Source organism: Amycolatopsis sp. NPDC114503 (genome assembly GCF_055633655.1).
In genome coordinates this window covers 153614-177798 of sequence record NZ_JBVKDT010000011.1, presented here as the reverse complement: position 1 = coordinate 177798, position 24185 = coordinate 153614, and the positions used below count along the sequence as shown (strand labels likewise).

Here is a 24185-nt window from a genome sequence, read left to right as displayed (position 1 = left end):
GTCGAGTGAGAGGAAACCGATCGTGCGAGAGAAACCGGCGAACGCGCCGAAGGGGGTGATGGACAGGCTGGCCACCACCCCGCACCGGCAGAGCAGTTTCACCACTCCGGTGCAGCTCGGGCTCTGGGTGTACGCGGCGGCGTGCGTGCTGCACACCGCCGGAGTGGACCTGACGTGGGTGATCACCACCGCCGTTGCGACGGCGGTGGTGGTGCCGCTCGCCACCTACGCGTGGCGGGCGGCCCACGGGCCCTCGACGTTCTACGCGGCCGTGGTCGGCGCGGCGGCCGGGTCATGGCTGCTGTACTCCCATTTCACGACGCCGCCGAAGGCGCTGGTCGCGTCCGGGTTCTGGTGGCTGGTGCTGGGCATCCTGGTGCTCGGGTGGCCGTACGGACTGCTGCGCCGCAAGAAGGCCAGGCAGATCGCCGCCGAGAACCAGGTCAAGGCCGCTGCGCGGGAAGCGCAGAAGAACCTCGAGGACGCGGACGACTGGACGCTGATCCTGCAACGCTCCGGCCTGGGCAAACTGACGATCGCGAAGCCGCCGCGGCAGAACCGGGCGGGCCTGGTCGAGCTGGACCTGACGCTGCCGCAGGACGGGTCGGTGGCGTTCCGGGACGTGAAGGGCGCGGAGGCGAAGCTGACGCTCCAGGCTTCTCACGTGCTCAAAAGCCGCCAGGGCGTGAAGATCAGGCCGGGTGCGGTCACGGTGTCGGAGATCCCCGACGACGCGGCCGCGGTGCGGCTGACGATCCGTCTGCGGAACGTGATCGAGGACGAGTTGCCGTGGGAGGACGACGACAACGAGCCCGCGAGCATCCTGCAACCGCTGCTGATCGGGCTGTTCGAGAACGCCATGGACCTGCTGTTGTCGATGTCCGGGGCGCACGGCGCGATCGTCGGCGCCACCGGTTCGGGCAAGAGCGTGGTGCTGAACTGCATCATCGCGAAGCTGCTCAAGTGCATCGACGCGGTGATCTGGGTGGCGGCGGCCGACAAGCTGTGGCAGCTCATCGATCCGTGGATGGCTCCCTGGTACGACGGGTCGATGGAGTACCCGGTGTTCGACTGGGTGGCCGGGCAGCGGCAGGAGGAAGTGCTGCGGATGCTGGCCGCGATGTACCGGGCGATCGATGTCCGGTCGAAGCTGCCGCACAAGGGCGGCAAGCTGATCCTGTCCAAGGACCGGCCGGCGATCGTCGGGTTCTTGGAGGAGGCCGCGAGCGCGTACCGATCGTCGGACAAGATCAAGTGCCACACCGGCGAGCACCTGACCGCGACGCAGCTGGTCCGAGAAATCAAGCGTTTGGGCAGGTCGGAGCACGTGTACCTGTGGGAGCTGAACCAGGGTGCGCTGTACACGATCGCGGGTGCGGACGGGCCGATGATCGCCCGGAACACCACGGCGCGGATCTGCTTGAAGACGATGACCGAGTACGACGGCCGGGAGACCATCGGCAGCGGCATGGGCATCGACACGTCCAAGCTCGAACACCACGCCATGTACGTGAAGACGAACATGGAGAAGGCCGATCCGGCGCTGCTCGCCAAGGCGTTCGGCCTGTACGACGACGAGGTGATCTACCGGGTCGCGATGGCCCGGTACGACGCCGGGCTGCTGTCCAAGCTGGACGAGGCGACCGAGAAGGGCCTGGGCAAGGACTACGCGCAGCGCTGGTACCCGGAGCGGGCCTGGGAAGTGTTCGACCAGCGACGCCGTCATCAGGCAGCCCGTGACGAGCAACTGGTCGGCGCGGCGGTTGCCCGCGGCGACTACCACGAACCGGCCGCCGGAGGCGGTCCGGAGCAGGAAGGAGGGTCCGTCGTGACCCAGCACGAGACCACCAGGCCGTCGTCCTCGTCAGGCGGGGGCATGTTCGGACCGGTCCCGGACCTCGCGGAGACGATGCGGAACGCCCTGCGGGAACGCGGAGTGGACCTCGGCGACGACAGCGGCGGCGAGGGCGCGGCCCCGGCTGCCGGGACCGGTGACAGCAGCGGCGACAGCAGTGCCGAGCAGACGGGAGAGCCCGCGCATCCCGGCCCGGACAACGGCGGCCGGAAGCAGGCCGAGTTCGACGACGCGTTCGCGGTGATCGCCGCCGAGTTGGCCAACGAGCAGGAGCTGGTGAACGCGGCGATGGGCGACCAACCGGTGCCGGAACCGCTCGCCACGCTGCTGCGGGAATTCATTTCCGACCCGCGCGAGTTCATTTCTTCCGCCGAATTGGGGAAGGCCGTGGGAATGGACGCGGCAGCGCTCGGGACGGCGTTGTCGAGCGCGGTGAAGAACCTCAAGTCGACGCAGCGACGGGTGGACGGCACGAAGGTCCGCGGCTATCTGATGGAGCGGCTGCGGGACGCGGGCGTGGCCGCCAGCCGCAGCGAGGAGCTGCCGCCGGAGGGCAACCGGGACGGCGGGAACGACACCGCCGAGTAGTCACTGTCCGTCGATGCACGAGGGCCGTCCGGCACATGCCGGGCGGCCCTCGCCGTACCCGAGGCACCCCGGTACAGACCCCGGTACACCCCCCGAGGCACCCCCGGTGCAGGGCGGTACGGGGGTCGTTCCGCCCCGGTACGGCGCCTCGGGGGCGCACCGGGGGCGGTACACGGGTGGTACGGGTCGTGACCTGCGTGTACCGGGGCGGAACGGACCGGAACGGGGTCACGGCTGCGGAAAACGTAGATCACATGCGGAATCCGTTGACCTGCGGGTTCGCGGGCAGCTCGGGTGCCGCCCGGCCTGTGCCGGGAGACCCCGGTACAGGCCGGGGCGCGCGCGGCCGGCGTCGGCGTCGCGGGCGGGTCCGCCGCGCTCGCGGCGGTCACGGTGGGTGAAATTGCTGACGGTTCGTGGTAGTGCGGTTCGCGGGGTCCCGATTGTCGGTGGCGGCCGCTACCCTGGACACATGACGACGTCGCGCATGAAGCACGAGGACGACCGGTTCGGTCGTCCTGCTGCGGACGCGCAGGCGCGTCTCGCGGAGCTGAACGCCCGGAAATGGCAGGTGACTTTTCGGTCGCCGGAGTATTTCGCGTTGCAGCGGGAAATCGACGAGCTGACGGCGTCGCTCGGTGCGTACGAAAAGCGCACGCCGGCATTGCGGAACGATTTCAAGGTGCGCACGGTCAACCGCGGTCTGGGGCTCGTGGCGACGGCGGTGCTGCTGGCGGTGCTGGTGTTCGCCGGGTTGCTGCCGGGGCTGTTCCTGGCGGTGGCCGCGGTGGCGTTGGCGGGCGGGTTGTTCTTCCTGGGGCGCCGTCCCTGATCTTCGCCGCGAACGGCGACGAGCCCCCGAGCATCGCTCGGGGGCTCGTTTCGTGCCGGGGGTCAGGCGGGCCGGTCGCCGGTGCCGGAGGCCTGCGGGCTGGGCTCGTCGGCGACGGCGCGGGCGGGGTGGTCGCCGGTGCGCTGCGGGGCGCTGTCCTCGACGGCCGGGCCGGACACGACGATGACCCGGTTCACTGCTTTGCGGAACTGCTCGGGAGTGGTCGCCACGGGTTTCTCCTGTTCGCGAGGTGGCGGGGGGTCAGTACTCGTCGGGCCAGAAGGCGGCGGGCCCTTGGGCGCGGTAGCGGTCGGCCATGGCTTTGTGCGCCTGGAGGAACGCGAGCGCGTCCCAGGTCGCGTCGGTGTCGAGGAAGACCACGGTGCCTTCGCCGGGCTGGAGTTCGTCGGCGTCGCCGTCCTCGGTCATGTCGATGACCTCGCAGAGGAGGGTTTCGATGTCCGGGTACTCGTTGACGCTGCCGGGGTCGTCGTTCCACCACTGCTTGTACTTGGCGGGCGGTTCTTCGTCGTCGTGGATCTTCGGGCAGTCCTCGTTGAGGCAGGTGCAGTAGTCGGGGCCGTCTTTCCAGGTCATCGGTTCGCTTCCCGTGGTTGAGGATGTGAGGTGGCGGGGGGTCAGTACTCGTCGGGCCAGAAGGCGGCGGGCCCTTGGGCGCGGTAGCGGTCGGCCATGGCTTTGTGCGCCTGGAGGAACGCGAGCGCGTCCCAGGTCGCGTCGGTGTCGAGGAAGACCACGGTGCCTTCGCCGCTGTTCAGCGGGACGCCGTCGCCGGACTGGTTCATGCCTTCGGACTGGTCGATGAGGTCGCCGAGGACGCTTTCGATGTCCGGGTACTCGATGACGCCGTCGGGGTCGTCGTTCCACCACTGCTTGTAGTGGATGGGCGGGTCCTGGTCGTCGTGGTATTTCGGGCACTCTTGGTTCTCGCAGGTGCAGTACTCGGAGGTTTCTTTCCAGGTCATCGGTCGCTTCCATCGAATGCAGGGTATTTCTTCATCTTAGCGCGTTTTACCCCTGTTATCCGTAGTCCGAGCGGTCAGTAAGTGGACATGTGCCGCGCCGCGCTGTCCTGGTGTTGGGACTGAACAGGACTGAACGCGGGACTGAACGGGGACCGACCTTGACCAGCGGATAAGCGCGTGACCGTTGGTCGTGAAAAAGTTTTGCAAGTTCGGGGCGCGAACGAGGAAGCCGCCGAACCTGCCGGTGCATGCGGAGCGGGACGCCCTGGCGGCGGTCCGCTCGATCCGGCAGCACCGGGTAGAGCGGGGGACCGGGCGGCGGAGGACTTGACGGACGGGCGGCATCTAGACGTGGAGGACGTGGACCAGGTGCTTGCGCACTGCGAGCCCTACCGCGGCCCGGACGACGTGGACAACCCGGCGGTGCAGGTCGACGAGCTGCGGGCGCTGGCTCTGCTGCTGGCGCACCGGAGGCAACTGGCGGAGCGGGAGGCGCGTCGGCGGGACGCCAGACGCTGGCGCCGATCGAGGACGTGCACCGGGCGGTGACGGTCGGCGGGGCGGCCGACCGCGTGGCACACCGGGCCGCTGGGGCTGACCGCGCAGAACGCGTGGGCCAGGCGGCGCACGCTGCGGGCGAGGGCGAACGCCGAGCATGACGCGCCAGGGCAGGGGCCGAGGGAGTTGTCCCGGTGGCTGGGCGCGCGCCTGGACGAGGTCGCCGAGGCCGGCGAGGCGCTGGTAAACCTTCGCTCGGACGTGCTGAACTCGCTGGCCGACCAGTCGGGCCGGGAGGAGCTGGCCGGGCTGGTCGACGACGTCGGGGCGGCGCTCGCATCGATTCCCGACCTCGAGTTCGCCGAACGGGTCGTGGCGGCGGTCGACGCATGGACGGGCGTCGGGGCCGCGGTCACAGGGGACCCGGTGCTCAGGGAGCTGGCCAACTGCGGCCGCCGCCTCGCCGAGACGTACCCGCGACGCGATGGCGACGACCCCGGGCTGAACTCCCCTGCGAAACGGCCCTGAGATCGCTTCTGCGGTTTCCGGGAAGGGGGACTGTCCGGAAATAGGGATTCGGCCGCCTGTGGGGCTCCTGAGGGGCGGGAAACGTGGTTCTGCATTCATTCCCCCACGGCGACATTCTTCGGTTCTTGTATGCGCCCTTCCCATGCCCACAGCGTTGCGGCTCGGCCGACCACCTGGCCCTGGGTGAGGTTCGGCTCGTTGGCGTGGATGATGCGCTCCAGCTCGTCGCGGGTGATGTCGGGGTTTTCCGCTATTGCTGCGCACGCAGCCTTGCCTGCTCGTGCGCGTGCGTGCGCGTGTAGTGAGCTAATTTGCGTAACTTGTTTAGGTTTTGTCTTTGTCCTACTTGATTGCCCATCTTTGTCCGTTCCAGTCGCTTCTGCGACTGGCGCAAGGGGGTCCGAGGGGGGCTGGCCCCCCTCTTGTTGGTCTTGTGGTTCTTGATCTTTTCGTTCTTGGGGAGAGTTCTTGGGGGTGGGGTTTTTCCTGGTCAGCGGATCGGCTTTGCCGGAATTCCGGCGGCCGTTGCCGGAATTCCGTGATCGGTTGCCGGAATTCCGGGCCGCCGTGCCGGAATTCCGGCGCTGGCTCCGACCTGCGGGTTCGTCGTCGGCGGGGATGTCGGCAGAGCCGTTGCCGGAATTCCGGCAACGGCTCTGAACTGCGGGTTCAGGGGCTCCGGAAGGCTGGTCGTCGGAGTGCGAGCGGGGGCTGTCGTCCGAATCATCCGGCACGTCGTCGGCGGAGGTCTCCTTCTCACCTTCCTCGTCCTCGCCTTCGGAGGCCTCGTCGAGTCGGGGGGCAACATCGGGCGGCACCGGCGGGTTGGTCTCCCAGTCCTCCTGATACGCGTCGTACTTGTCGAACACGTTGCGCCAGCCGCCGAACTTCTCGCCCTCTATCGGCAGGCTGGCCAGCACCCAGTTGTGTTTCGTCTCGGACACGAACTTCTTGGTGTCGGGATCGCGGATGCGCCAGGTCTGGGCCTTGCCGTCCGGGTTGGTGATCAACCCGAACTTCTCGAGCACCTTCAGCGCGTCCGCGAGCGCGGTCCGGCCCATCGGCTTGCCGTTCACGCCGGGCACCAAATACCTGAGCTGGTCTTTACTGAGGGTGCGCGTGTTCCGCCGCTTGATGTACAAAGCGCGCATCACCGCGTACACGCGAAACGCGGTGTGGTTGATGTCGGGGTGCAGCGCAATCCACTGCATGACCCGTGCGTGGTAGAAGCCGATGTCTTCGGCGTCGAGAATAGGCCGTGCGACGTGTTCGTCGTCCGCCACGCCCGCGCCGTCGCCCTTGGCGGAGGATGTGGTCCTGCTCACCATCGTCCTTGTCCGGGACTGCCCGGCAAGCAACTCCACGTGCCCCGGCCTATGGATGCTCCAGAAATGTCGGAGCACCCCGTATACTGGGGCCACAACCAGCGCTCGCCTCACGGCGATGCTGGTCGAGTCACCTACTGGTGGTCCCTCTCTTGGGGCCTCACGCCTGGTCGGTGCGTGTAGGTGGTTCGGGGCGGGAGTCACAAGACCCCAGGAACGCGCCTTGCCGGAGCCACCCGGCGGGCGCGTTTTCCCGTTTCCGGCGCCCTTTGGCGTGATCGTATCCCTGAACGGTCGATATCCAGATGAGTGATCGCCCTCGCGAAGATCGTGTCTTCACGAGGGCGATCAGGTTTCGCCACAGGTCAGTCGGTGTGCACTGTGGGCACGGTGACGTTGGTAAGTTGGAGCAGCCGTCGGCGTTGCGCAACGCCGACGCCCCGCATCCGGCGGTTGACGTTGATCGCGGCGTCGTCGAGCCACCTGCGGGCGGTGACCGCGCCGATGCCCGGCAGGGACTGGACCAATGCCAGCACCTTGGTCCGGGCCACGACGTCGTCGCCCTCGTCGACCATCCGGAACGCGTCGGTCAACGTGACCTTGCCGGTCCGCAGGTTCTCCCGCAGCGCGGCCCGCGCCGTGCGCGCCTCCCGGGCCTTGTCGAGCGCAGCGGCCCGCTGCTCGGGAGTCAATTCGGGCAGAGCCATCGTCGTCTTCTCCTCAAGAGTTGTCGTCGGAGCGGGCCGGGCGCAGGGAAACATCGAACCAGGCGGATTGCCGCTGGTCAGCGGCCGCCAGGCTGCGGGCGAGCCGCGCGAAGACCCCGCGGCCGGAAACGTCGACGTCGGGCCAGGTCATGATCAAGGTCACCCGGACGCTCGGTCCTTCCTTGGCCACGTACTCCAGAGCGGCGATGTCGCCCTCGCGGAGCCGGTCCGGGTCGAGCCGGTCCACCGCGACCAGCAAAGGCCGGACACGGTAGGGGTTGATCACCCCGAAACGCCGGTCCGCGACGTTGTGCGAGGCGGCGTGGATGAACCGGGCCGGATCGCCGGTGTCGACCCGGTCGGGCTTCCAGCCCGGCCAGCACACGAGACCCGGACGGCTGGTGTAGAGCCAGACGGTGCCGCGCCCGTCGCGGTCGCGGTGCCGCTCGATCTCCGTCTTGAGCCGCTGCACCTTCGCCCCGTCGTCGCCGACGATCACCAGGTTCGTCCGGTCGTTCATAACTCGGCGCCGGGGCCGGGGAACGGCAGGACGACGCCGCGGCACGGGTCTGCCATCCCCTCCGGGGCGAGCACCACGGTGTCCGGAGCGTTCCGGGCCTTCTTGTCGATGCAGTTGATCAGCTCGAACCCGACCGGGGTGGCAGTGACCGCCAGCCAGTCGAACGCGGTGTCCCCGAACCGGATCAGCTTGTCGTCCAGGTCGGGGTTCACCGTCCACCGGCGGCCCTGGATCGCTGTCCGGCCGCGCCGGGCGAGTTCGCCGGCCGTCTTGTCGCGCCAGCCGTGGTCGAGGGCGAGCTGGATCAGTCGCAGCCCGAGCCGCCCGGGCTCCTGCGCGTGCGCGACGACATGCGCGCGCGCAGGAAGCAGCGTTGCTTCGGTCATGGTTCCTTCCCGTGATGCGTGCCGGACATCCGACGATCGGATGTCCCGATTCCCAGAGGTGGTGGGGGTTTCTTCGGTGCTCGACGGTCAGCTGTGGCCCCGGACGTCGCGTTCGTGCCGAAGGCAGTTCGGACCATGCCCCTTCTCGGCGGCCTCCACGCCTTGCTCCGGGCCCTCGTCGCGGATCCGTTCACCGCAGGACTCGCAGACCCAGTACATGCACCGGTCGTGTCCGGGTGTCGTGGGCGTGGGTTCGACGGCGTGGAACGCGGCGATCGCGTCGTCGGGGTGGCCGAGGAGCGGTGCGAGGTCGTGCCACGAGACGCCGGCCGCGCGGGCGCGTTTCACGCAGTCGTAGCGGGCGTCCTTGACTTTCGCGGCGAGCAGCATCGCGGCCTTGATCCCGGCGACCGGCTCGGGAACCTTGGCCCGCCAGGGATCGTCCGCGTCCTCCGGCCGGTGGACCATCTCGCCGTCGAACCCGTCCACGGTCAGCGTGCGCATGGCGTTCTCGACCAGGCTTCCGGCGAGCTGCCGTTCCGGCTTCTCCCGCGAGTACGTCGTCACGACAGTCGTCCTTCTCGGGCTTCGAAGCGCTTGGCGGCGAGGTCCCGGCAGACCTCGGCGAGGTCGTCGGCGACGCGGGCAAGCCGAAGCAGCTCGCTGGGCCCCCTGTGGGACAACATGCGGCGGGCTTCGTCGCCGTAGCCGTCGGTCTCGGGCTTCTGGGCCTGGAGTGACAGCAGGGCGTTCGCCTCCACGGAGTTCGCGGGGTCGTCGGACATCGGTTTCCTCGTTTCTGTGCTCAGGGGTGGTGAGGGCGGTCAGGGAAAGTGTGACGCAGGTCGCGACGTTATCGGCCGGTGCCGTGCTGGCCCTCACGCCCGTCGTCGATCACGGGCGGGAGGATCAGCGTCGTCTCCGGGTCGGCCTCGGCGCGGAGGTCGTTACGCCACGCGATCTGGGCAGGACTGTCGGCGCGGTGCCGGGCAGGCCGTGGCCGGTTGGCGCGGCGGCCGCGCAGCCACAGCCCGACCGCCACGCACACGACCACTGCGGCGAGCACGGCGGCGAACCAGCCGAGCCCGAGCAGAGCGACCTCGAGGGCGGAGTCCACGGTCAGCCTCCGAACCCGATGCGGTGGTCGTACTCGCAGCCGGGTTCCTCGCACCAGGTGCGGGCGTTGTCCGCTTCCTGCACGAACTGGACTTGGCGCGACTTGCACTGCGGACAGCGCGGCAGGGGCGACGCGGCCGCCGGGAAACCGGGGTTCGTCGGGTGCTTCGTCCCGGCCGGGCACCGATCGCGGCCGGAGAGGCGATGCAGCCACTGCGCGATCGGCATGGACAGATCGATCGGCTCCGCGCAGAACCGGCACTGCGCCGCGAACATCGCGAACCGCACGATCGGTTCGGCCGTCGCGTCCCAGCCGGCGACCGCAGTCAGCCGGTACCGGTATTCGTCGTGCGTCGCGCCGCCGGGGACGTCGGAGACCGGGATCGGGCCGATCACCTCGGCGACCAGCCCGGTGAGTTCGCGGCCATCCTCCGTGCGGCCGGTGATCGCGTCACCGGGCGTCGGGGCGACCATGCTCGGGTCGGTCACGTCGGTCACCGTGCGCTCTCGTTCGATCGGAACGGCGCGTCGGCGTCGCCGTGCAGCGGGCAGTCCGGATCGGTGGTCACGCGGACCAGCCGGCCGAACGGATGCGCTTTCGTCTGGCGGGTGCTCGCGGAGTAGTCGCACGAGCAGTTGTCCGGGGGTGAGTCCGGGCCGGTCATCTACACCACCCCGTTGGCGACCAGCGTCGACAGCCACGCGCCGACCGAGTCGAACGCGCCGTCGACGATCGCGTCGAGCTTGTTGTTCTCCTCCAGGTAGCCGCACACCTCGCCGACCAGTTCGGTCACCGCGGCCTCGGTGTCGGCGCGCTCGCCGACCCGGTGCGCGAACACCTCGAACGCGTCGTCGCCGGTGATCGCGTCGGCCACGTCCGCGTCGTCGCCGGTGAATCGCTGGTTGATCGTGTCCGCGATCAGGGCCTTGAGCTTTTCCTTGCGCATCGGTTCCTCCCGGGGTCCTGCGGCCTCATCTGGTTATAACTTCATCATAGCACGTTTTACCCTAGTTACTGTGGCGAGAGCGCCCCGCGACCCGGACGGACCACGGGGCAGCACGCGCGAACAGCCGTTTTCCGTGCGGTCAGGGCCGTACGGCGACAAGGTCTGTCCGCGCGTGCAGTCCTGCCAGCGTCTCGAAGTGGCGGCCGTCGAAGCTGTACAGCACCTCACCGCTGTCCTTGTGCCGGTTCGAGGTCTCCGCCCACACCCGCCCTGCGTCGTCGCGCAGGGGGATGCCGTACTCCGGCAGCGGACCCAGTCCCGCCAGCCACAACGTCGGTTTCGGCGCGGCCGGGCCCGCGGGCGAGGCGGCGGGGCGGGCGGTCTCGGTGGTGAGTGCGGCGGTGCTCATGGCGTCCTTCCGATCGGCGTGATGGTGCGGACAGCGCGAGGACCGGGCCCTCCTCGCGGAGTGGTTGCATGGCCCGGTCCTCGCTGGGACGGCCGGTGACGCCAAGGGGGGAAAGCGTCGACCGGCCGTGGCTGGAGGCGGAGACCAGACGAGGGGAGGGACGCCTGGTCTCCGCCGGTGACGGCCGGGGGGCTGCTGCGCTCGGGACGCGGGATGTCCCGGCTCGGGGTGGGCGCGCGCCGCGCCCGGCCTTGCTTCTGGAGTTGTGGATCCGGCGCGGCGGCTGCGCCCGGCACCCGCTTTCGGTGTGGACCGCCGCGCCGGATCGTTCAACTTCGCCGAGCTGCCCCTCAGTAGAGATACTAGGTAGCTGGCATCTTTGATACTATGTAAATTGCCAACCTTGTACAAGTGGGATGTGTTGGTTAATTCGGGTGAATGGGCTTGTCCGGGAACCAGTCGAACGCCGACGTGTCCCAGCAGTCCGGGCACCACGTCCGCCACGAAAACGGCGCGGGCACCTTCGGCCACGGCACGCACACCGACCCGCACACCGCGACCCGCCACGTCCGTTCTCGGCCGGCCACGACCATCACCACGGCGGGGAAGCTCGCGTCGACCCGGTGCAGCAGCGTGTTCCACAGCGCCGGAGCCGCCTGTGCGCCCGGGTCGTCCGGCCCGCCCACTCACGCCACCGCGTCCCGCCGCCGGATCGGCGTCACCGACGCCACCTCCTCCTGCGCTGGCTTGGTGCCGGTCGGCGCGCTCGGCCCCGCGGGCTTCGCCGCGTCCAGCGGCGTCGCCAGCACCTCAGCGATGTCCGGAACCGTGAGCAGCGTGTTCAGCAGACTGCCCCGCCACTCGTAGCGCACGGGGAACGTCGGCGAGGTCCACCACCACTCGTAGCGCTCGACCCGGCCGTAGACGGTGGTGCCGTGCAGCTCGAACGCGATCCGGGTGTCCGGCCACGGCCGTCCGCCGGTCGGCTCGGTCACGCCCGCGGGTCGGTACGTCGTCACCGGGCCTCCCCGAGCAGCGCGGCGAGCGCCTGGTCCAGCTCGGCGCTGCGCTGCCGCGCGTATTCGGCGCGGCACTCGGCGCACTGGATCCCGGGCCAGTCGCGATGGGCGATCACGGTCTCGCCGCAGAGAGCCCCCACGACGTCGCCGACCGGGACGGTGGCCGGATCGACCCGCACCGCGTGGTCCACGCCGGCGTCGCCGTACAGCCAAAACACGCCACCCATTCGCCGATCACCTCACAGAGGGCGGGGCGGCCCCGGCCATCGAGGTGGTGGGGTAACGGTCGCTCGCCAACAAAGAGGGCGGGCAGGCCGGGGCCGCCTATCCAAAGGGCCTGGAGTGCGGCCCGTCCATGTCGGGGACTGGACGGTGCGACTCCTGACCACTACCGGGCTATACCGATGTCCCGGATAGACCAATATATTAGACGGCGGGGTGATTGGTCGCCAGTGGACCGAACGGATGAATTGGGCCCGTGCGCCGCCGTACTGGCAGTGTCGACACCGAACACGAGGGGGAAGAGGATGAGGAGATCAGACCTGTGCAAGTCACTTTCGGTCCGGACTCAGCCGCTGAGCTGCTGAGGTTCGTGCTGATCCGCTACCGCGAGATGTCCCGGAAGCCAGGGCCGAATGACACGTTGGTGCCCTACACGCAGGCCGACGTCGCCAAGAGGGTCGGGCTGACCCAGCCCACGATCGCTGGGATTGAGAACGGCTACACCATCCCCGGTCAGGCTCACCTTGAACTGTGGCTTCAGCTTCTCGGCCAGTCGGAGCACTTCCCGCTTCTGCGGGAGGTCCGTGACGTCGCCGCGCAAAAGAAGTCAACGCGGCGTGGCGCGGTGTCCGTGGGCACCGCCAGCGGCATCGAACTGCTGTACGGACTGGAATTCCTAGCAGAAACGATCGAGACGTTTGACCCGCGCGTAGTCAACGGTCTGTTGCAGACTGAACGGACGATCAGAGCCCTTCTCACGGCGCACGCAACGCGAACGCCGGGCTATGACGCGGCTTCCGAGACCAAACAACGGCTAGACCGGCAGCAGGTGCTCTACCGGACCGAGACAGTGACCTCCGGAGGCCTCGCGCTTAAACCCGTGTCGATGCGCATGTTCGTCGAAGTGGACACGCTGAAGCGCGGTCCTGGCGGTCGGGAGGTTCGAGCCGAGCAACTCGAACGGCTCGTCGCGATCACTGAGGCGCATCCTCATATCCAGGTCCGCGTGATCTCCGATGAGGTCGAGTACGAGGACATCCCCGCGTACCACCCGGTGACTCTGATGACGTTGCCTGGCAACTGGCGGACGACATTCGCGCCCACGTTCCACTCGGCGCACTACTACGCCACCCCGGACGCGCTCGAAAACGCCGGTCGTTCGCTAGGCCAGCTGCACGAGATCGCGGAGAGCGAGCAAGAATCGCGGAGGATCATGTCCGAACTCGCGGAGGAGATGCGAACACAATGAAAAGCCAGCCCTACCACCTCGCCATCAGCAACTGGCGCAAGGCGAATCGGTCACAGCCCAACGAAGGCTGCGTGGACGTTGGATCAGCCGGCGACGTGATCGGCTACCGCGACACGAAGCAGCGACAGATGCCTGCGGACGAGCGACCGATTTTGTTGGTCAGCAGGGCCGCGAACGCCCGTTTCCTGGCGGCGCTGTCCAGCGGCGAACTGGCCTGACGAAGACGCAAGCTGGCTGACCCGCAGTAACATCACATAAGCGAGGACCCGGACGAGACTACCGTCCGGGTCCTCGCCTTTTCTCAATCCGCGTCGCCCTGGCGACGTGCCGTTTTCGCACTTGCCGTTCCGGCCGTCAGGGCTCGACGCAGTCGGGGTAGATCGTCACGCAGCATGACCGTGAGGTCGTCCGCGTACGCTAGATACCGCGAATCGCTTGTGTTCGGCGAATGCGGCCAATGCGCCCGGAAAGTCCGCAGCCGCAGCTCCTCGACCGCCAGGTCTCGTCGCAGGTTGGCGTCCGCTATCCGGGGGATCCGCTCTTCCAGCCATCGCACCTGGCCCGCCAGACGCGGGCCGGTCACCTCTACGGTCCGGTCGAAGAACCGGTCCAGGGCCGAGATCGCCATGCAACGCACCGCGGGCAGCTTCATCGGCCGGGCGCGAACGGCCGCGGCGGCGGGTGCAAGGGCGACGGCGGCGGATGACATGTCCCCAGTGTCGCATTAACGAGGCGTCCCCCGCCCGCATTGGCCTGCGCGAACGGAGGACAACTCGGGAGAAGCCCGCCTTTCGGCTGTTAAGGCAGTCCGATCAGGACTTTCCAACCCGGTCCGAACTCTTCCGACGAGAGTCGCGCGGCGGGACCGGAGCATCCCCGCGTACACGTACGACAGGTTCCCGGCGCGGGTGAGCCAGTCGTGCATCTCGATCCGTTGCATCGGCCCGATCTTCACGGCGTCAATCTTCGATCCGGTCTCGACGTTGAACCAGGCGTTCAGGTCGCCGGGCACCACCCAGCCGTCCGGGGCCTCGCGGTGGAAATCGTCGGGCCAGTGAGTTGTCAGTCCGCATTCGGCGATCGCGTGCATCTGGTCGCCCACGCTTTGCCAGTAGTCGACGGCGGCGTCGAACCCGCGAACCGAGCGCGCCAGCTCCTCGGTCACCTTCTTGCGGCATCGATCGTCCAGCTTGTCGAGCCGGTTCTTCCCGGCGGTGTCCTGCATTCGTGCTCCTGTCTCGGTGAGTCGAACGATGAAACGTGGACGAGGGTCCGGGTTCGGTCGGACCCCGTACACGAGGCGGCTAGCGGGCAAAGCGGGGGCGGGAGCCGGATCCCGGTGTGGCGGTCGTCGGGTGTCAGGCCGCCGCCTCCGACTCGTCCAGCACCGCGTACAGCCGGTCGGTCTCGATCGGCCGCCCCGCGGAGAGCGGGACGCCCGCACCAGCCCTGGGGCCGGTGCGGGCGTCCGGCTAGATTTCGGGCGTGTTCTTCGGGGCGCTCGGGTCGAGGAACAGCATGGTGTCGCCGAGGTTCCTCGCTGTCCGGTGAACGACGAACGGCTGCGCGACGGTCAACGCCACGCACCCGATCCCGACTACGGCGGCGGGCACGTTCCCCCACCAGTCGTTCACCACGACCGTCACGCACACCACGTACGCCAGGGACATGGCCTGGGCGAGCCAGAAGAGCGCGCGCCGGAACGCCCGCGGCCAGGATCCGAGGCCGTCGCGCATCTCGCGTATCTCCTCGAACTGCTTCGTCTGCCGCTGGCCCGCGGTCATCGTCTTCTCGGCGGCCGCGTTCCGGCTCCACTGCCGGACGACCCGCAGCACCGTCCGCGTCAGCCGGACGGCGTCGAGCACGAGCAGCAACGCCACCAACGGCACCGCCCAGATCGCTACGTGCCAGAGCGCGATCACCCCGAACGGCCGCGTCGCGAGCGCCACCAGCGCGATCGCCGCTATGAACAGCGTCTTCGCGAACTGGCGTTTCGCATGCCGCAGATACGCCGACTCGATCTCGTTTTCCAGCGCGTCGAGCCTGTCGTCCTCGTTCACTTCCAGACCCCGTTCCTGGGCTGCTTGAGCCTCTTGGCGGCCTTGTCGGTGAGGAGCCGGAACGTGACGGTCTCGATCCGCCCGGCCTGCCGACTGGGTCCGCCCAGCCGCCCGCGGACGAGGTACCAGCGCTGGTCGGGCGGCATCGGCACCGCGTTGAGCTGTTCCAGGGCCTCGTCGAGCACGTCGTCGACCTTGTCCCGCTCGGCGACCGGGAAGACGGACGCCCACGCCTCTCCCTGGACGATCGCGGCCGCGCCGGTTTCGCAGGCCTTGACCGCCAGGGTCGTGTCGGTGCGCTCGACGACGTAGCCGAACCACCGGTGCTTCCGCCGGTTCTTTTTGTCCATCATCTGGTCGGCGGCGAACTCGAGCGGCGTCCCGGGCCTCGCCTGGCCCGGGACCACGTAGTAGCGGTCTTTGCCCGTCGCGTGCTTCCAGTACGCGCGACTGGTGCCGCCGGGTCCGTCCGGGTTGAAGCTGATGAGCGTCGCGGCCCAGTTCCTCGCGCCGCGGTGCGGGTTGTGGCAGGGGACCCGGGTCAGCACGCCGTCCTCGACCGGCAGCCGCAGAACCTCGTCGTCCGGGGAAGTCGCTCCGGACGTGAGGAGCGCGAACTCGTCCTCGCCCCGGGGCTCGTCGGCGGGTTGGTCGTCGCTCATGCGCGGCCGCCGGTGACCGGCTCGGCCCAGCGGGCGATCTGTTCGCGCATCTCCGCCGTGAGCGTCGGTATCTTGCCGGTCTCTCGGTCCTCGGGCATCGTCACCGCGCACGGACCGGCCCAGGGGTGACCGGGCCGGTAGCCGATGCCCCGGCCGATGACGGCTTCGGTGAGCCGGTTGTAGCCCATGGTCGGCAGGTACTCGTCGGCGTCCCACATCGTGACCCGCCCGATCTCGCGCGGGGTGGCGTCGGGCACCAGCCCGTAGATGCGGTCGCACAGGTCTCCGTCGGCGGTGACGAACTCCAGCGTCCCGTTCTCGTGCAGCAGTGCGAACTCGATGCTCATGCTTGTTCTCGTTTCTCTCGGTTCCCGTGAGGTGGTGGGGGTTTCTCGTTCTCTGGGGCGTTCTATGCGAGGCAGGTGTCGAGCATCTGCCGCAGCGCGTTCTTTTCCCGCTCGGTCGCGGACAGCCGGTACTTCGTCTTCACCGCGGTCCAGCGCTTCGCATACGGGCAGAGCTGGGACTTGCTCGTCGGCGTGTAGTCCGGCGGCGGGTCGTCCCCTTTGGACCTGTTCGAGTGCGCGGTGACGGCGACCAGCTCCAGCTGGACGTCGTTGGCGAACGCCTTCCGCTGCTCCGGGGTCCATTTCGCCGCGCCGGTCCGCCAGCTTTCGGCCAGCGGCACGAAATGGTCGATGTCGACGCCCTTGGGCGAGGTCATCGGGACCCCGTCGTACAGGCTGGTCCAGTGCCCGGACACGACCTTGCAGCGCCCTTCCTTCACGACGCCCTGGCCCTGGGCGGCGAGCACGTCGTCACGGGTGGCGCAGCCGTCCGGTTGCCTGGCCCAGCCCTTCCCGAACTGGTCCCGCGAGTAGCCGGCCATCGGCCCCGGCGGGGCGACGACCAGCTTGTCGACCATCGCGGCCGCCGTGCCCGCGTCGGCGGGCACGCCCGCCACGGCGACCAGGGTCTCCACGGCGGTCGTCTCCGGCGCGGCCGCAGGAGTCGCGGTCGCCGCGACGGCCGGTGCGTCGTTGGCCGGGCCGGTCGGCTTCTGGTGGCATCCGCCCAGCAGCAGCCCGGCGGCCACCGCCGCGAGCAGCGCGGTGTGTCGAGGTCTCATCAGGTCTTTCCTCCGGTTTCTTCTCGTCAGGTCCCGCGCCGCATGTCGCAGTGCGGCAGGCGCGAGTCGGCGTGCGCGATCAGCCCGTCGGCCGTATGCCAGGCGACGGCCGGTTGGCCGCAGGCCGGGCAGCCGAACGGCACGCTGGCGTCGGCGAAGGCCAGCCGGACGACGTCCGGGGCCGGGCGAAACAGTTGCGCGACGATGGGCGATCCCTGCGGGGGCCGGTCGGTTCTCACGGGACGACCGGTGCACGGAACGCGCGGCGCGGTGCTGATCGATGAGGTGGTGGGGGCGAGCGACGCGGTCACCGGTCACCTCCTTTCTTCTCGTTTTCTCGACAGTGAACTGGCTTACAACTTCATCCTAGCACCTTTTGCCCTAGTTAAGGGTGCAGAGGAGGGCCGTCCGAACCACGCCGGACGGCCCTCCTGGACTGGTCTGCGGTCTCCCGGTCAGTTCCTGCGGGCGGTGCCGCGCCGGGCCGAGGCCCGCTTGGGCTGTTTCAGCTCGAAGATGCCCAGGCTCTCGATCTTCTGCCGGTAGCCCTGCACCACCTCGGGCGGCTGGACCCGGCCGTCCGGGTCGTCGAACAGGCGCTTCCGCGCGGCCTGGTGCAGCGCGCGCCGCACCGTCATCTCCCCAATCCGGCGCGGCTCGTTGCCGTACAACCACGCGCACGCCGTCGCGGCCTCCCCGATGTCGAAGTAGTGCGTGGCCTCAGGCCCGATCTCGGCCTCGGCGGTGACCGGGTTCTGGTGGATCGCCCACATGCGCGGTAGCGTCCGCTGCGCCCGCCGCAGGATCTTCGCCTTCTCCTTCGCGTCCTCGACGGCCTTGGCCTCTGTCTGCGCCGTGCGCAGGATGCCCAGCATCTCTTCCCGACGCTCGGGGGAGGGGAACATGTCCAGTTCGACCAGCATCCGCCGGTACGCCTCCACCGCGGCCGGATCGGCGTCCAGTTCGGCGAGCGCCGCATCCTCGGCCTGCCGGTACTCGTCGGCGTCGGGCAGCGGCTCGTCCTCGTCGACCGGGTCGCACAGCGCGCCCAGCCGGCGTTCCCGCACTCCTCGGATGATCCCGTCGGTGACGGTCGTGACCCGGCTCTGCATGGGTTGGTGCGCGAACACGAGCGCGAGCAGCGTCGCCGCTTTGACCAGCGTCAGCCGGTACGGCACGTCCGTTCGTACGACCGGAGTCCCGTCCGGCCGGGTCGTACGCGCCCGCAGCTGTGTCGTCGCCACCGTATCTCCATTTTAACTCGGGTGAAACGTGTTTTGCTGCGAGTCTAGGCGATCCGAGCGGCCCGGTCCATGTTCGACAGGCTGCCCGTGCGACGCGTCTTTGCTGTCGCTTCTCGGGCGCTGTCCAGGGGGAACCGCTCTTGGACTGCGACGGGCAGCACGTCGGCATCAGCTGTGTCGCCGGTTCCCAGGTTGTCTCGGTCGTCGTTGCGACGGGGCTCCTCGACCTCCCAGCAGGTCCCGCTCGGCAAAACTTCATCATAGAACGTTTTGCCCTAGTTTACCCAGCGTTCTGCGATGAAGTCGAGTTCTCACCAGGCGACGCCCCCCGCCCCCTTGCGACTAGTCCGGGTCTCCGTCGGGGTCGAGCGGAGCGCCGTCGTCATGCCAGACAGCCCACCATCCGTACGGCCACGACACCGGCCAGGCCGCGCCGACGACCACGTACATCCCGCCGACGATCAGGTCCGGCGGCAGGCCGGCGTCGGCGAACCCGTTCCGCTCACCGTGCCGCTCCGTTCTGCTCGGGCGGTTCGCGGCGCAGCAGCAGCCGGGCGAGCAGACCGCCTTTCACGAGGTCGTGCAGGAACTCCGCGTACGCCAGGGCGTCGTCGGTCGAGACCGGCCCGGTCGGGACGGCGGGTGCCCGTTTCCCGCGCCGGTGCGACGTCCCCGGGCGGGCGGTGGTGATGTTCTTGTCCACGCCGTCCAGCCCGGTCCGCGGGTACGGGAGATCGGCCACGTCGCCCAGCACCGGCGGGGTGGCGCGCAGCACCGTGTTCACGGCGTTGACCGGGTCGGTGCCCTCGGCGACGGCGGTGACCACGGCGCCGGCGAGCGCGAGGTACCGGTTGACGACCACGCGTCGCAACCGCAGAACCTCGTCCCGGTGCGGCTCCAGCAGGGCATGGCGACGTTGCTCGGCCTTGATCCGTTTGTTCCGCATCTGGACCATCAGCCGGATTTCCGGCGGCGAGGACCGGTCGGTCTGTTCCAGTTCGGGCGGTTTCGCCGCCGCCTTCTCGGCCAGGTCGTCGGCTTCCGATGCGAGGTTCCGGCACGCGCGTTTCAGCGGCGCGAGAGCGCGGTCGACCTCGACCGGCCAGACCGGGTCGCCGTCCGGGTGCGGCGCGGCCACCGCCGGGTACATCCGCACGTAGGCGGACCACTGCTCGCGGTAGTGCGCCAGGCCGTCGTCGGTGAACCGGATCCGCGAGTGCGGACCGTCCGCGACGACGTGCACCAGTCCCTTGTCCTTGAACCATTCCCACGCTTCGTGCACGTAGCCCCACCGGCACCACCGACCCTCGGGGTCGGCGGCGACCGTGGAGAACAACCGCCATCGGCCCTCCGACAGCGGCTGTTCCTTGGTGCTGCGCGCGGCGCGGGTGTCGTCGACCCCGCCGACGCGGGCGGTGGCCCGCCCGTGCCTGGTCAACCGGATGCCCATCCGGTTGGCGGACGGGTCGTCGGAGCGGTACCGGACCTCGATCAGGCCGGCGTCCTCCAGCACCTTGATCGTGGACCCGGCGCCGGGGTCGCGGACCTCCAGGTCGTCCAGCCGCTCCTGGAGCAGGCCGCGCTTGGCGGTCTCCCCGCGTCGGGGTTTGCGGGTCGCCTCGTACTCCTGCCACCGCCACACCGACGCCGGGACCACCGTGTCGCCGCGCAGGTACGCGCCCTTCTGGTGCTTCTCTTCGTCCTGGTCGGCGCCGTATATGACCCGCAGCCACGCCTGCTGACGTTGGTTCAGCTTCGCCCACGCGTCCTCGGCCTTCTGCTGAAGCAGCGACTTCGCCTTCTCGGGCCGGGCGTCGTCGTTCGAGCTGGGTGCTGCGCTGCTGGTCGCGGTCACCGGACCCTCCGTCCGATCAGCGCGGCGAGCCACGCGGGCATGGGCGCGATCGGCGCGTCCGTCTCGACCTCGTACACCCCGTCCTCGGTGACCGAGCCGAGTCCGGCGAGATATCCGCCGACCCGCACGCCGGGGCCGCGGATGTCGATGCCCGGCCCGAGCCGCGACTTCTCGCCCGACGCGGAACGCACGACCAGCCGCGGCGGCATCCGCAGCAGCACGTGCCGCCCGGTGCGCGGAGTCCGGATCGTCAACGTCGTCGGCGGTTGCTGGCCCCACCGTGCGCACAGCGCCTCGAACCGGGCGATGCCGTCCGGGCCGTCGAGGTCGAGGGCGGCGAGCTTCGATGCGCGGCAGGAAACGCCGACGTTCGCCCCGAACGGCCAGTCGGCGCGCACCTGGCCGGGGGTGCCGGTGACGATCGTGTCCGGCCAGCCGGGTTCGGCCTTCTTGCTCCCGGCGGGGAGGGGGAACACCGCCAGGCCGCGCTCCGCCGCGAGACCGGGGTCAGGGAGACCGTGCTGGGCGGCCATCACTGGCACACGCAGTCGTAGGGGAGGCTGCCGCCGCAGTCGCAGTCCTCGTCGTACGGGTCGTCCTCGAAATCATTGCCCCCGCCGTCGTGCCGGTAGCCGGTGCACCCGTGCGGGTTGCAGCCGCAGCCGGGGACGCACTCGGGGCAAACCATCCCGTGCGTCCACCCGCACGTCCGGCACATCACCTGGTTGGCGGGGTCGTCGACGTAGTCCTGCGCATCCTCGAAACCGAGATCCATCTCCGCCATGACTTCCCGGATGATCTCGACCTTTTCGGCGGCTTTCGAGTACGTCTCCTTCGCATGCGCCATGCGGTTGCGGATCAGTTTCTTCACACCGGCGTTGGCCGTCATCGCTTGCCTGCACTCTCCGGCACAGCCCCACGCCCTGCGCCCCTCAGTCGCGGCACAGCAACAACACCACCCTGGACAACTGATCCGCGATCCACCGAGGACCTTTCACCAAAGTCGATATGGGACGGCGTGGGCGTCATCCGCGACTCGGGGCGCGTGCGAACCGCGCGTAGACACGGTAACCCGTCTCGTGCGCATGGCGCGACCCCGGATCGCCGTGGTCAGCCCAAAATGCTGTCGGGCCAACATCCGCCCGGCAACGACGCTCCCGTCGACGCCCCGGGCAAAGGATGCCGGTGGGAGGCCGACGGGTCCAGTCCTTGGCCCTGGCCTCCAATCGGGTGTTCCATCCGCCGAATACTCTTGCCCGATGACAGGAGAAACCGACGCAGCTGAGCGGCTCGCAGCCGAGATCTTCTCGATCGCGTGGCGCGTCCGGCAGGTCCTGGTCGAGCACCCGGTAGACCGCGACCCGTTCCCGTTGCCCGAAGTGCACCGCCGCCTCGCTGCCGAGAGCGCGGCGCTGCACGACGTCATGGCACGGTCTCGCTGCGCGCTGGACACGATCGCCTGCAAGCACCCGTGGGCGGTCGCCAGGCACGTGGCCGATCTGGCCGGCAAGCTGGCGTACGTCACGGCCTTCTACGGCAACCGGGTCGGCCTGCCGGACGCGCATTCGCGGGCCGCGGCCCTGCGGGACTTCCGGGAACTGGACGTCAGTGCGGACGGATTCATCACCCTGACCGGGCCGTTCGGCGCCGAGGGGGGACACCCGGCCGCCGTCGCGGACTGACGCTCGCCGCGCGCCTGTCCGAAGCGATTCCCATTGTGTCGCACGGGATTCGGGGGAGCTGACCCTGCCGGGCCGGTGCGCGGCGTCCCGGCGGCTCCGGTGTGCCGCCTCCGGTCCGGCCGACAGTCGGAGCCGGGAGACCCGCTACGCGACCGAGGCCGGCATCCGGCGAGCAGGCGATCTGGTCTCGTCTCACGCGCCGAGGTGTTCCTGCCGGCCGCTCGGCTCGAGCGCGACGGCGCCGAGCTGGTCGACGAGGAGCTTCACGACGTCGTCGGTCGAGAGCCGCGAAGCGGGGAGCAGGCCGTGGCGTTGCGCGGTCAGGCGGCGGGCTTCGGCGAAGTCGGCTCGTTTCCCTGTCCGGGGGAACGGTTCGCGGCGTCCGGATCCCCACAGCTGCAGGCTCCGTTCGCCCGCCGACGGCCGTCGCGCTCGTTTCGGCGCCCGCATCCACTGTTCTTCCTCCCGCCACCAGGCGTAGACGGCTCGGTCCACCGTCGTCCAGCGGGCTTGCCGCGCCCGGTGCCCGTGGGTTCCCAGCCGTTTCGCGGCCGCGGTCAGCTTCGCGACGTTCAGCACGGCCCGCCCCGCTCTGCTGCGTCGGAGGAGCCCGAGCGACTTCATCGTCGCCAGGTGCCGCCGACACGTCCCGACCGTATAACCGCATATACGGCTCAGCTCGGCAGCGTCCCGAGGTTCCAGGAGCCCGGCGGCGATTCGGGCGCAGTGACGGCCCAGACCTCCGATGTTTCGAGGAGCGAAGGCGTCCGCGCTGCGGACGCCGAGGGTGCTTGCGAGGCGGTGACGGAGATCTTCCCGCTCCCCGGACGGGGGGCGGGGTCCTTGTGTCCCACCCTGCTGTTGCTGTTCAGGGGAGGTTGCGGGGGGCAGCAGCTTCCAGGTGGCGGCGCGCGGTCCGGACGCGTCGATCGTGCGGAGGAGGACTCCGTCCTTGCCGAGGCGGTCGAAGGCGCGGGCGGCGGCGGACTTGCTGATGCCCGCCATCGCCGCGGTGCGCCGGATGTCGAGGTCGACCTCGACGCTGCAGGCGTTCAGGGCGACCAGGCACAGTGCGTCGAGGACGCCGCGGTCGGCGGGGCCGGACGGGCGGGCCCACCGTTCGGGGTCGTCGTCGGCGGCGGACTGGACGGCGGCGACGAGCCGGGCGGTTTCTTCTCCTCTGCTGGTGTCGTCGTCGGACGCTGCGGCCGGGATGCGGGCGGCGTATTCGACGCTGCGCCGCCATTGGCGCAGCAGGAGTTTCCGGGCCGCGCCGTCGCCGCGGGGGATGCGGGGTGCTCCGGAGCGCGGGTTCGACCGGCTGCGCGCGTGTTCGAGTCCCGGTGCGTGATCGAGCAGCGCGTGCACCTCCGGCCACGACCAGCGCGCGAGCGCGAGTCCGACCAGGACGGAGGCGAGCAGGGCGTTGGCCTCGCCGTCGCGGGGGACGGTGTCGAGGGCCGCGCGGGTGCTCGGGGACGGTTCCCTGCGGAGCCCGGCCAGCGCCGGTGCGCCTCCGCGGTCGACGACCTGGCGTGCGGTGGGCGAGGGGGCGGCGCGCTCGTCCGGGGTCGTGGTGGTTGCGAGCAGCTGGTCGGTGAGCCGCTCCACGACTCCGTCGTTCGCCGCGGTCAGCGCCGCCGTCGCGGTGCCGGGATCGGCGGGGTGCAGCAGGACGGAGTGGCCGCCGCCGCGGTGCGGGGCGCCGGGCGGCCGGGCGGCACCGGTGCGCGGGTTGCACAGCATCCCGTGGTCGAGCGTCGGCAGCTCCCGGGCGAGCAGCTTCGCCAGGCGGCGCACGGCCAGCGGGGCGGCGCCGTCCGGGCCGAGCGAGAGCCACACGTGGCGGCCGCCGCCGGGTCCGGACGCGGCGACCGCGTAGCGCGCGCCGACGGTGTCGAGCAGGTCGGCCAGTCGGACGAGATCGGCTTCCACGTCGCCGCGGGCGGCGTCGAGGTCGAAGCACAGCAGCCGGAACTGGCCGGTGTCGTCGGCGAGGTACAGCGCGTACGGGCCGGGCGGGGGCGCGTCGGGCCATGGCTGGTGGTCGTACTGGTGCAGCCACGTCGAGGCGGCGTCGTCCCAGGTGTCGGTGCGCAGCCCGGAGCGCGGGGTGATCGCGGCCGCGAGCCGCCAGTGCGCGACCGCGTCGATCCGGGGCGGCCGCGCCGGCCGCGGCTGGCGGTCGGCGGGTTCGGCGGGGGAGGCGGTCACCGCGCGACCGCCCGGTTCGCGGCACGCCGACGGGCGCGCGGGCGGGAGCGGAATCGCTCGCGGCGCGCGGGCAACGCCCGCGCGGGTCGACGCCGAACGGCGTCGCTAAACCGCGGTGGCGGTGTGGCCGGACCCGCGGTCGACATGCGGGT

36 protein-coding genes are annotated in these 24185 nt (G+C 69.8%); 7 read left to right on the top strand and 29 right to left on the bottom strand.

Annotated features, from left to right (window positions below; all coding sequences use genetic code 11):
- Window positions 1–22 precede the first annotated feature (22 nt).
- Together ACZ7OI_RS37585 and ACZ7OI_RS37580 are read left to right on the top strand one after the other, a co-directional pair.
- Entirely contained in the window at window positions 23–2443 is a 2421-nt protein-coding gene (locus ACZ7OI_RS37585; protein WP_470268867.1) for a hypothetical protein, read from the top strand.
- Window positions 2444–2915: 472 nt separating this feature from the next.
- Complete coding sequence (locus ACZ7OI_RS37580) at window positions 2916–3275, top strand: hypothetical protein (protein ID WP_470268866.1); 360 nt, start codon at window positions 2916–2918, stop codon at window positions 3273–3275.
- Window positions 3276–3337: 62 nt separating this feature from the next.
- Here ACZ7OI_RS37580 and ACZ7OI_RS37575 read toward each other — a convergent pair whose 3' ends face one another.
- Genes ACZ7OI_RS37575 through ACZ7OI_RS37565 form a run of 3 tightly spaced genes read right to left on the bottom strand, consistent with a single transcriptional unit; the run spans window position 3338 to window position 4261 of the window.
- Window positions 3338–3505, bottom strand: a complete 168-nt coding sequence (locus ACZ7OI_RS37575; RefSeq protein WP_470268865.1) for a hypothetical protein — start codon at window positions 3503–3505, stop codon at window positions 3338–3340.
- A 31-nt stretch (window positions 3506–3536) separates the two neighbouring features.
- Window positions 3537–3872 carry a hypothetical protein gene (locus tag ACZ7OI_RS37570; protein ID WP_470268864.1) on the bottom strand — a complete coding sequence of 112 codons (336 nt, stop codon included), beginning with the start codon at window positions 3870–3872 and terminating at the stop codon, window positions 3537–3539.
- A gap of 41 nt (window positions 3873–3913) precedes the next feature.
- On the bottom strand, window positions 3914–4261 hold the full coding sequence (locus tag ACZ7OI_RS37565) for a hypothetical protein (RefSeq protein ID WP_470268863.1): 348 nt from the start codon (window positions 4259–4261) through the stop codon (window positions 3914–3916).
- Between the two features lie 360 nt (window positions 4262–4621).
- Between ACZ7OI_RS37565 and ACZ7OI_RS37560 the strand changes: the two genes are divergently transcribed.
- Window positions 4622–4810: a hypothetical protein gene (locus ACZ7OI_RS37560; RefSeq protein WP_470268862.1), complete on the top strand. Its 189-nt coding sequence runs from the start codon at window positions 4622–4624 to the stop codon at window positions 4808–4810.
- A 135-nt stretch (window positions 4811–4945) separates the two neighbouring features.
- On the top strand, window positions 4946–5287 hold the full coding sequence (locus ACZ7OI_RS37555; protein ID WP_470268860.1) for a hypothetical protein: 342 nt from the start codon (window positions 4946–4948) through the stop codon (window positions 5285–5287).
- Between the two features lie 95 nt (window positions 5288–5382).
- On the opposite strand, the gene ACZ7OI_RS37550 is transcribed toward ACZ7OI_RS37555, so the two are convergent.
- From ACZ7OI_RS37550 to ACZ7OI_RS37485, 14 genes are all read right to left on the bottom strand, one after another.
- Complete coding sequence (locus ACZ7OI_RS37550; protein ID WP_470268859.1) at window positions 5383–6651, bottom strand: hypothetical protein; 1269 nt, start codon at window positions 6649–6651, stop codon at window positions 5383–5385.
- A 326-nt stretch (window positions 6652–6977) separates the two neighbouring features.
- Window positions 6978–7319 (bottom strand): integration host factor, actinobacterial type, encoded by a 342-nt coding sequence (gene mihF / locus ACZ7OI_RS37545; RefSeq protein ID WP_470268858.1) that lies wholly within the window; start codon window positions 7317–7319, stop codon window positions 6978–6980.
- A 13-nt stretch (window positions 7320–7332) separates the two neighbouring features.
- Window positions 7333–7839 (bottom strand): hypothetical protein, encoded by a 507-nt coding sequence (locus tag ACZ7OI_RS37540; protein ID WP_470268857.1) that lies wholly within the window; start codon window positions 7837–7839, stop codon window positions 7333–7335.
- A complete protein-coding gene (locus tag ACZ7OI_RS37535) occupies window positions 7836–8225 on the bottom strand; it encodes a hypothetical protein (RefSeq protein WP_470268856.1) in 390 nt (129 codons plus the stop codon). The genes ACZ7OI_RS37540 and ACZ7OI_RS37535 overlap by 4 nt, the downstream gene beginning before the upstream one ends.
- An 87-nt stretch (window positions 8226–8312) precedes the next feature.
- Window positions 8313–8792: a hypothetical protein gene (locus ACZ7OI_RS37530; RefSeq protein WP_470268855.1), complete on the bottom strand. Its 480-nt coding sequence runs from the start codon at window positions 8790–8792 to the stop codon at window positions 8313–8315.
- Window positions 8789–9010: a hypothetical protein gene (locus ACZ7OI_RS37525; protein ID WP_470268854.1), complete on the bottom strand. Its 222-nt coding sequence runs from the start codon at window positions 9008–9010 to the stop codon at window positions 8789–8791. The genes ACZ7OI_RS37530 and ACZ7OI_RS37525 overlap by 4 nt, the downstream gene beginning before the upstream one ends.
- A gap of 68 nt (window positions 9011–9078) precedes the next feature.
- The gene (locus tag ACZ7OI_RS37520; protein ID WP_470268853.1) at window positions 9079–9342 is read right to left on the bottom strand and encodes a hypothetical protein; all 264 of its coding nucleotides are present in this window, start codon (window positions 9340–9342) and stop codon (window positions 9079–9081) included.
- A gap of 2 nt (window positions 9343–9344) precedes the next feature.
- The gene (locus ACZ7OI_RS37515; RefSeq protein WP_470268852.1) at window positions 9345–9839 is read right to left on the bottom strand and encodes a hypothetical protein; all 495 of its coding nucleotides are present in this window, start codon (window positions 9837–9839) and stop codon (window positions 9345–9347) included.
- The gene (locus tag ACZ7OI_RS37510; RefSeq protein WP_470268851.1) at window positions 9836–10006 is read right to left on the bottom strand and encodes a hypothetical protein; all 171 of its coding nucleotides are present in this window, start codon (window positions 10004–10006) and stop codon (window positions 9836–9838) included. Before ACZ7OI_RS37510 ends, ACZ7OI_RS37515 begins: the two co-directional genes overlap by 4 nt.
- Window positions 10007–10288: a hypothetical protein gene (locus tag ACZ7OI_RS37505; protein WP_470268850.1), complete on the bottom strand. Its 282-nt coding sequence runs from the start codon at window positions 10286–10288 to the stop codon at window positions 10007–10009.
- A gap of 139 nt (window positions 10289–10427) precedes the next feature.
- A complete protein-coding gene (locus ACZ7OI_RS37500) occupies window positions 10428–10697 on the bottom strand; it encodes a hypothetical protein (RefSeq protein WP_470268849.1) in 270 nt (89 codons plus the stop codon).
- Window positions 10698–11122: 425 nt separating this feature from the next.
- Window positions 11123–11383, bottom strand: a complete 261-nt coding sequence (locus ACZ7OI_RS37495) for a hypothetical protein (protein ID WP_470268848.1) — start codon at window positions 11381–11383, stop codon at window positions 11123–11125.
- Window positions 11384–11716 carry a hypothetical protein gene (locus tag ACZ7OI_RS37490; RefSeq protein ID WP_470268847.1) on the bottom strand — a complete coding sequence of 111 codons (333 nt, stop codon included), beginning with the start codon at window positions 11714–11716 and terminating at the stop codon, window positions 11384–11386.
- Window positions 11713–11943: a hypothetical protein gene (locus ACZ7OI_RS37485; RefSeq protein ID WP_470268846.1), complete on the bottom strand. Its 231-nt coding sequence runs from the start codon at window positions 11941–11943 to the stop codon at window positions 11713–11715. The genes ACZ7OI_RS37490 and ACZ7OI_RS37485 overlap by 4 nt, the downstream gene beginning before the upstream one ends.
- A gap of 365 nt (window positions 11944–12308) precedes the next feature.
- On the opposite strand from ACZ7OI_RS37485, the gene ACZ7OI_RS37480 reads away from it, so the two are divergent.
- Together ACZ7OI_RS37480 and ACZ7OI_RS37475 are read left to right on the top strand one after the other, a co-directional pair.
- The gene (locus ACZ7OI_RS37480) at window positions 12309–13187 is read left to right on the top strand and encodes a Scr1 family TA system antitoxin-like transcriptional regulator (RefSeq protein WP_470268845.1); all 879 of its coding nucleotides are present in this window, start codon (window positions 12309–12311) and stop codon (window positions 13185–13187) included.
- On the top strand, window positions 13184–13405 hold the full coding sequence (locus ACZ7OI_RS37475; RefSeq protein ID WP_470268844.1) for a DUF397 domain-containing protein: 222 nt from the start codon (window positions 13184–13186) through the stop codon (window positions 13403–13405). The genes ACZ7OI_RS37480 and ACZ7OI_RS37475 overlap by 4 nt, the downstream gene beginning before the upstream one ends.
- Window positions 13406–13488: 83 nt before the next feature.
- Here the strand turns inward: ACZ7OI_RS37475 and ACZ7OI_RS37470 are convergent, their stop codons facing one another.
- The 11 genes from ACZ7OI_RS37470 to ACZ7OI_RS37420 form a co-directional block, all read right to left on the bottom strand.
- Complete coding sequence (locus tag ACZ7OI_RS37470) at window positions 13489–13896, bottom strand: hypothetical protein (RefSeq protein WP_470268842.1); 408 nt, start codon at window positions 13894–13896, stop codon at window positions 13489–13491.
- Between the two features lie 15 nt (window positions 13897–13911).
- A complete protein-coding gene (locus ACZ7OI_RS37465) occupies window positions 13912–14412 on the bottom strand; it encodes a hypothetical protein (RefSeq protein WP_470268841.1) in 501 nt (166 codons plus the stop codon).
- Between the two features lie 247 nt (window positions 14413–14659).
- Complete coding sequence (locus ACZ7OI_RS37460; protein WP_470268840.1) at window positions 14660–15247, bottom strand: hypothetical protein; 588 nt, start codon at window positions 15245–15247, stop codon at window positions 14660–14662.
- Entirely contained in the window at window positions 15244–15909 is a 666-nt protein-coding gene (locus ACZ7OI_RS37455) for a hypothetical protein (protein WP_470268839.1), read from the bottom strand. The genes ACZ7OI_RS37460 and ACZ7OI_RS37455 overlap by 4 nt, the downstream gene beginning before the upstream one ends.
- A complete protein-coding gene (locus ACZ7OI_RS37450; protein WP_470268838.1) occupies window positions 15906–16256 on the bottom strand; it encodes a hypothetical protein in 351 nt (116 codons plus the stop codon). The genes ACZ7OI_RS37455 and ACZ7OI_RS37450 overlap by 4 nt, the downstream gene beginning before the upstream one ends.
- A gap of 62 nt (window positions 16257–16318) precedes the next feature.
- Window positions 16319–17038 carry an HNH endonuclease family protein gene (locus ACZ7OI_RS37445; RefSeq protein ID WP_470268837.1) on the bottom strand — a complete coding sequence of 240 codons (720 nt, stop codon included), beginning with the start codon at window positions 17036–17038 and terminating at the stop codon, window positions 16319–16321.
- Between the two features lie 26 nt (window positions 17039–17064).
- Window positions 17065–17349, bottom strand: a complete 285-nt coding sequence (locus ACZ7OI_RS37440) for a hypothetical protein (protein WP_470268836.1) — start codon at window positions 17347–17349, stop codon at window positions 17065–17067.
- 144 nt (window positions 17350–17493) lie between these two features.
- Window positions 17494–18282 carry a hypothetical protein gene (locus tag ACZ7OI_RS37435; protein WP_470268835.1) on the bottom strand — a complete coding sequence of 263 codons (789 nt, stop codon included), beginning with the start codon at window positions 18280–18282 and terminating at the stop codon, window positions 17494–17496.
- A gap of 502 nt (window positions 18283–18784) precedes the next feature.
- Window positions 18785–20137, bottom strand: coding sequence for a hypothetical protein (locus tag ACZ7OI_RS37430; protein WP_470268834.1), 1353 nt, complete (start codon window positions 20135–20137; stop codon window positions 18785–18787).
- Window positions 20134–20670 carry a bifunctional DNA primase/polymerase gene (locus ACZ7OI_RS37425; protein WP_470268833.1) on the bottom strand — a complete coding sequence of 179 codons (537 nt, stop codon included), beginning with the start codon at window positions 20668–20670 and terminating at the stop codon, window positions 20134–20136. The genes ACZ7OI_RS37430 and ACZ7OI_RS37425 overlap by 4 nt, the downstream gene beginning before the upstream one ends.
- Complete coding sequence (locus ACZ7OI_RS37420) at window positions 20670–21026, bottom strand: hypothetical protein (RefSeq protein ID WP_470268832.1); 357 nt, start codon at window positions 21024–21026, stop codon at window positions 20670–20672. Before ACZ7OI_RS37420 ends, ACZ7OI_RS37425 begins: the two co-directional genes overlap by 1 nt.
- 370 nt (window positions 21027–21396) lie before the next feature.
- Here ACZ7OI_RS37420 and ACZ7OI_RS37415 point away from each other — a divergent pair, with 370 nt between their 5' ends.
- Window positions 21397–21819 carry a hypothetical protein gene (locus ACZ7OI_RS37415; protein WP_470268831.1) on the top strand — a complete coding sequence of 141 codons (423 nt, stop codon included), beginning with the start codon at window positions 21397–21399 and terminating at the stop codon, window positions 21817–21819.
- A 192-nt stretch (window positions 21820–22011) separates the two neighbouring features.
- Here ACZ7OI_RS37415 and ACZ7OI_RS37410 read toward each other — a convergent pair whose 3' ends face one another.
- The gene (locus tag ACZ7OI_RS37410; protein WP_470268830.1) at window positions 22012–24033 is read right to left on the bottom strand and encodes a hypothetical protein; all 2022 of its coding nucleotides are present in this window, start codon (window positions 24031–24033) and stop codon (window positions 22012–22014) included.
- Window positions 24034–24185: the final 152 nt, after the last annotated feature.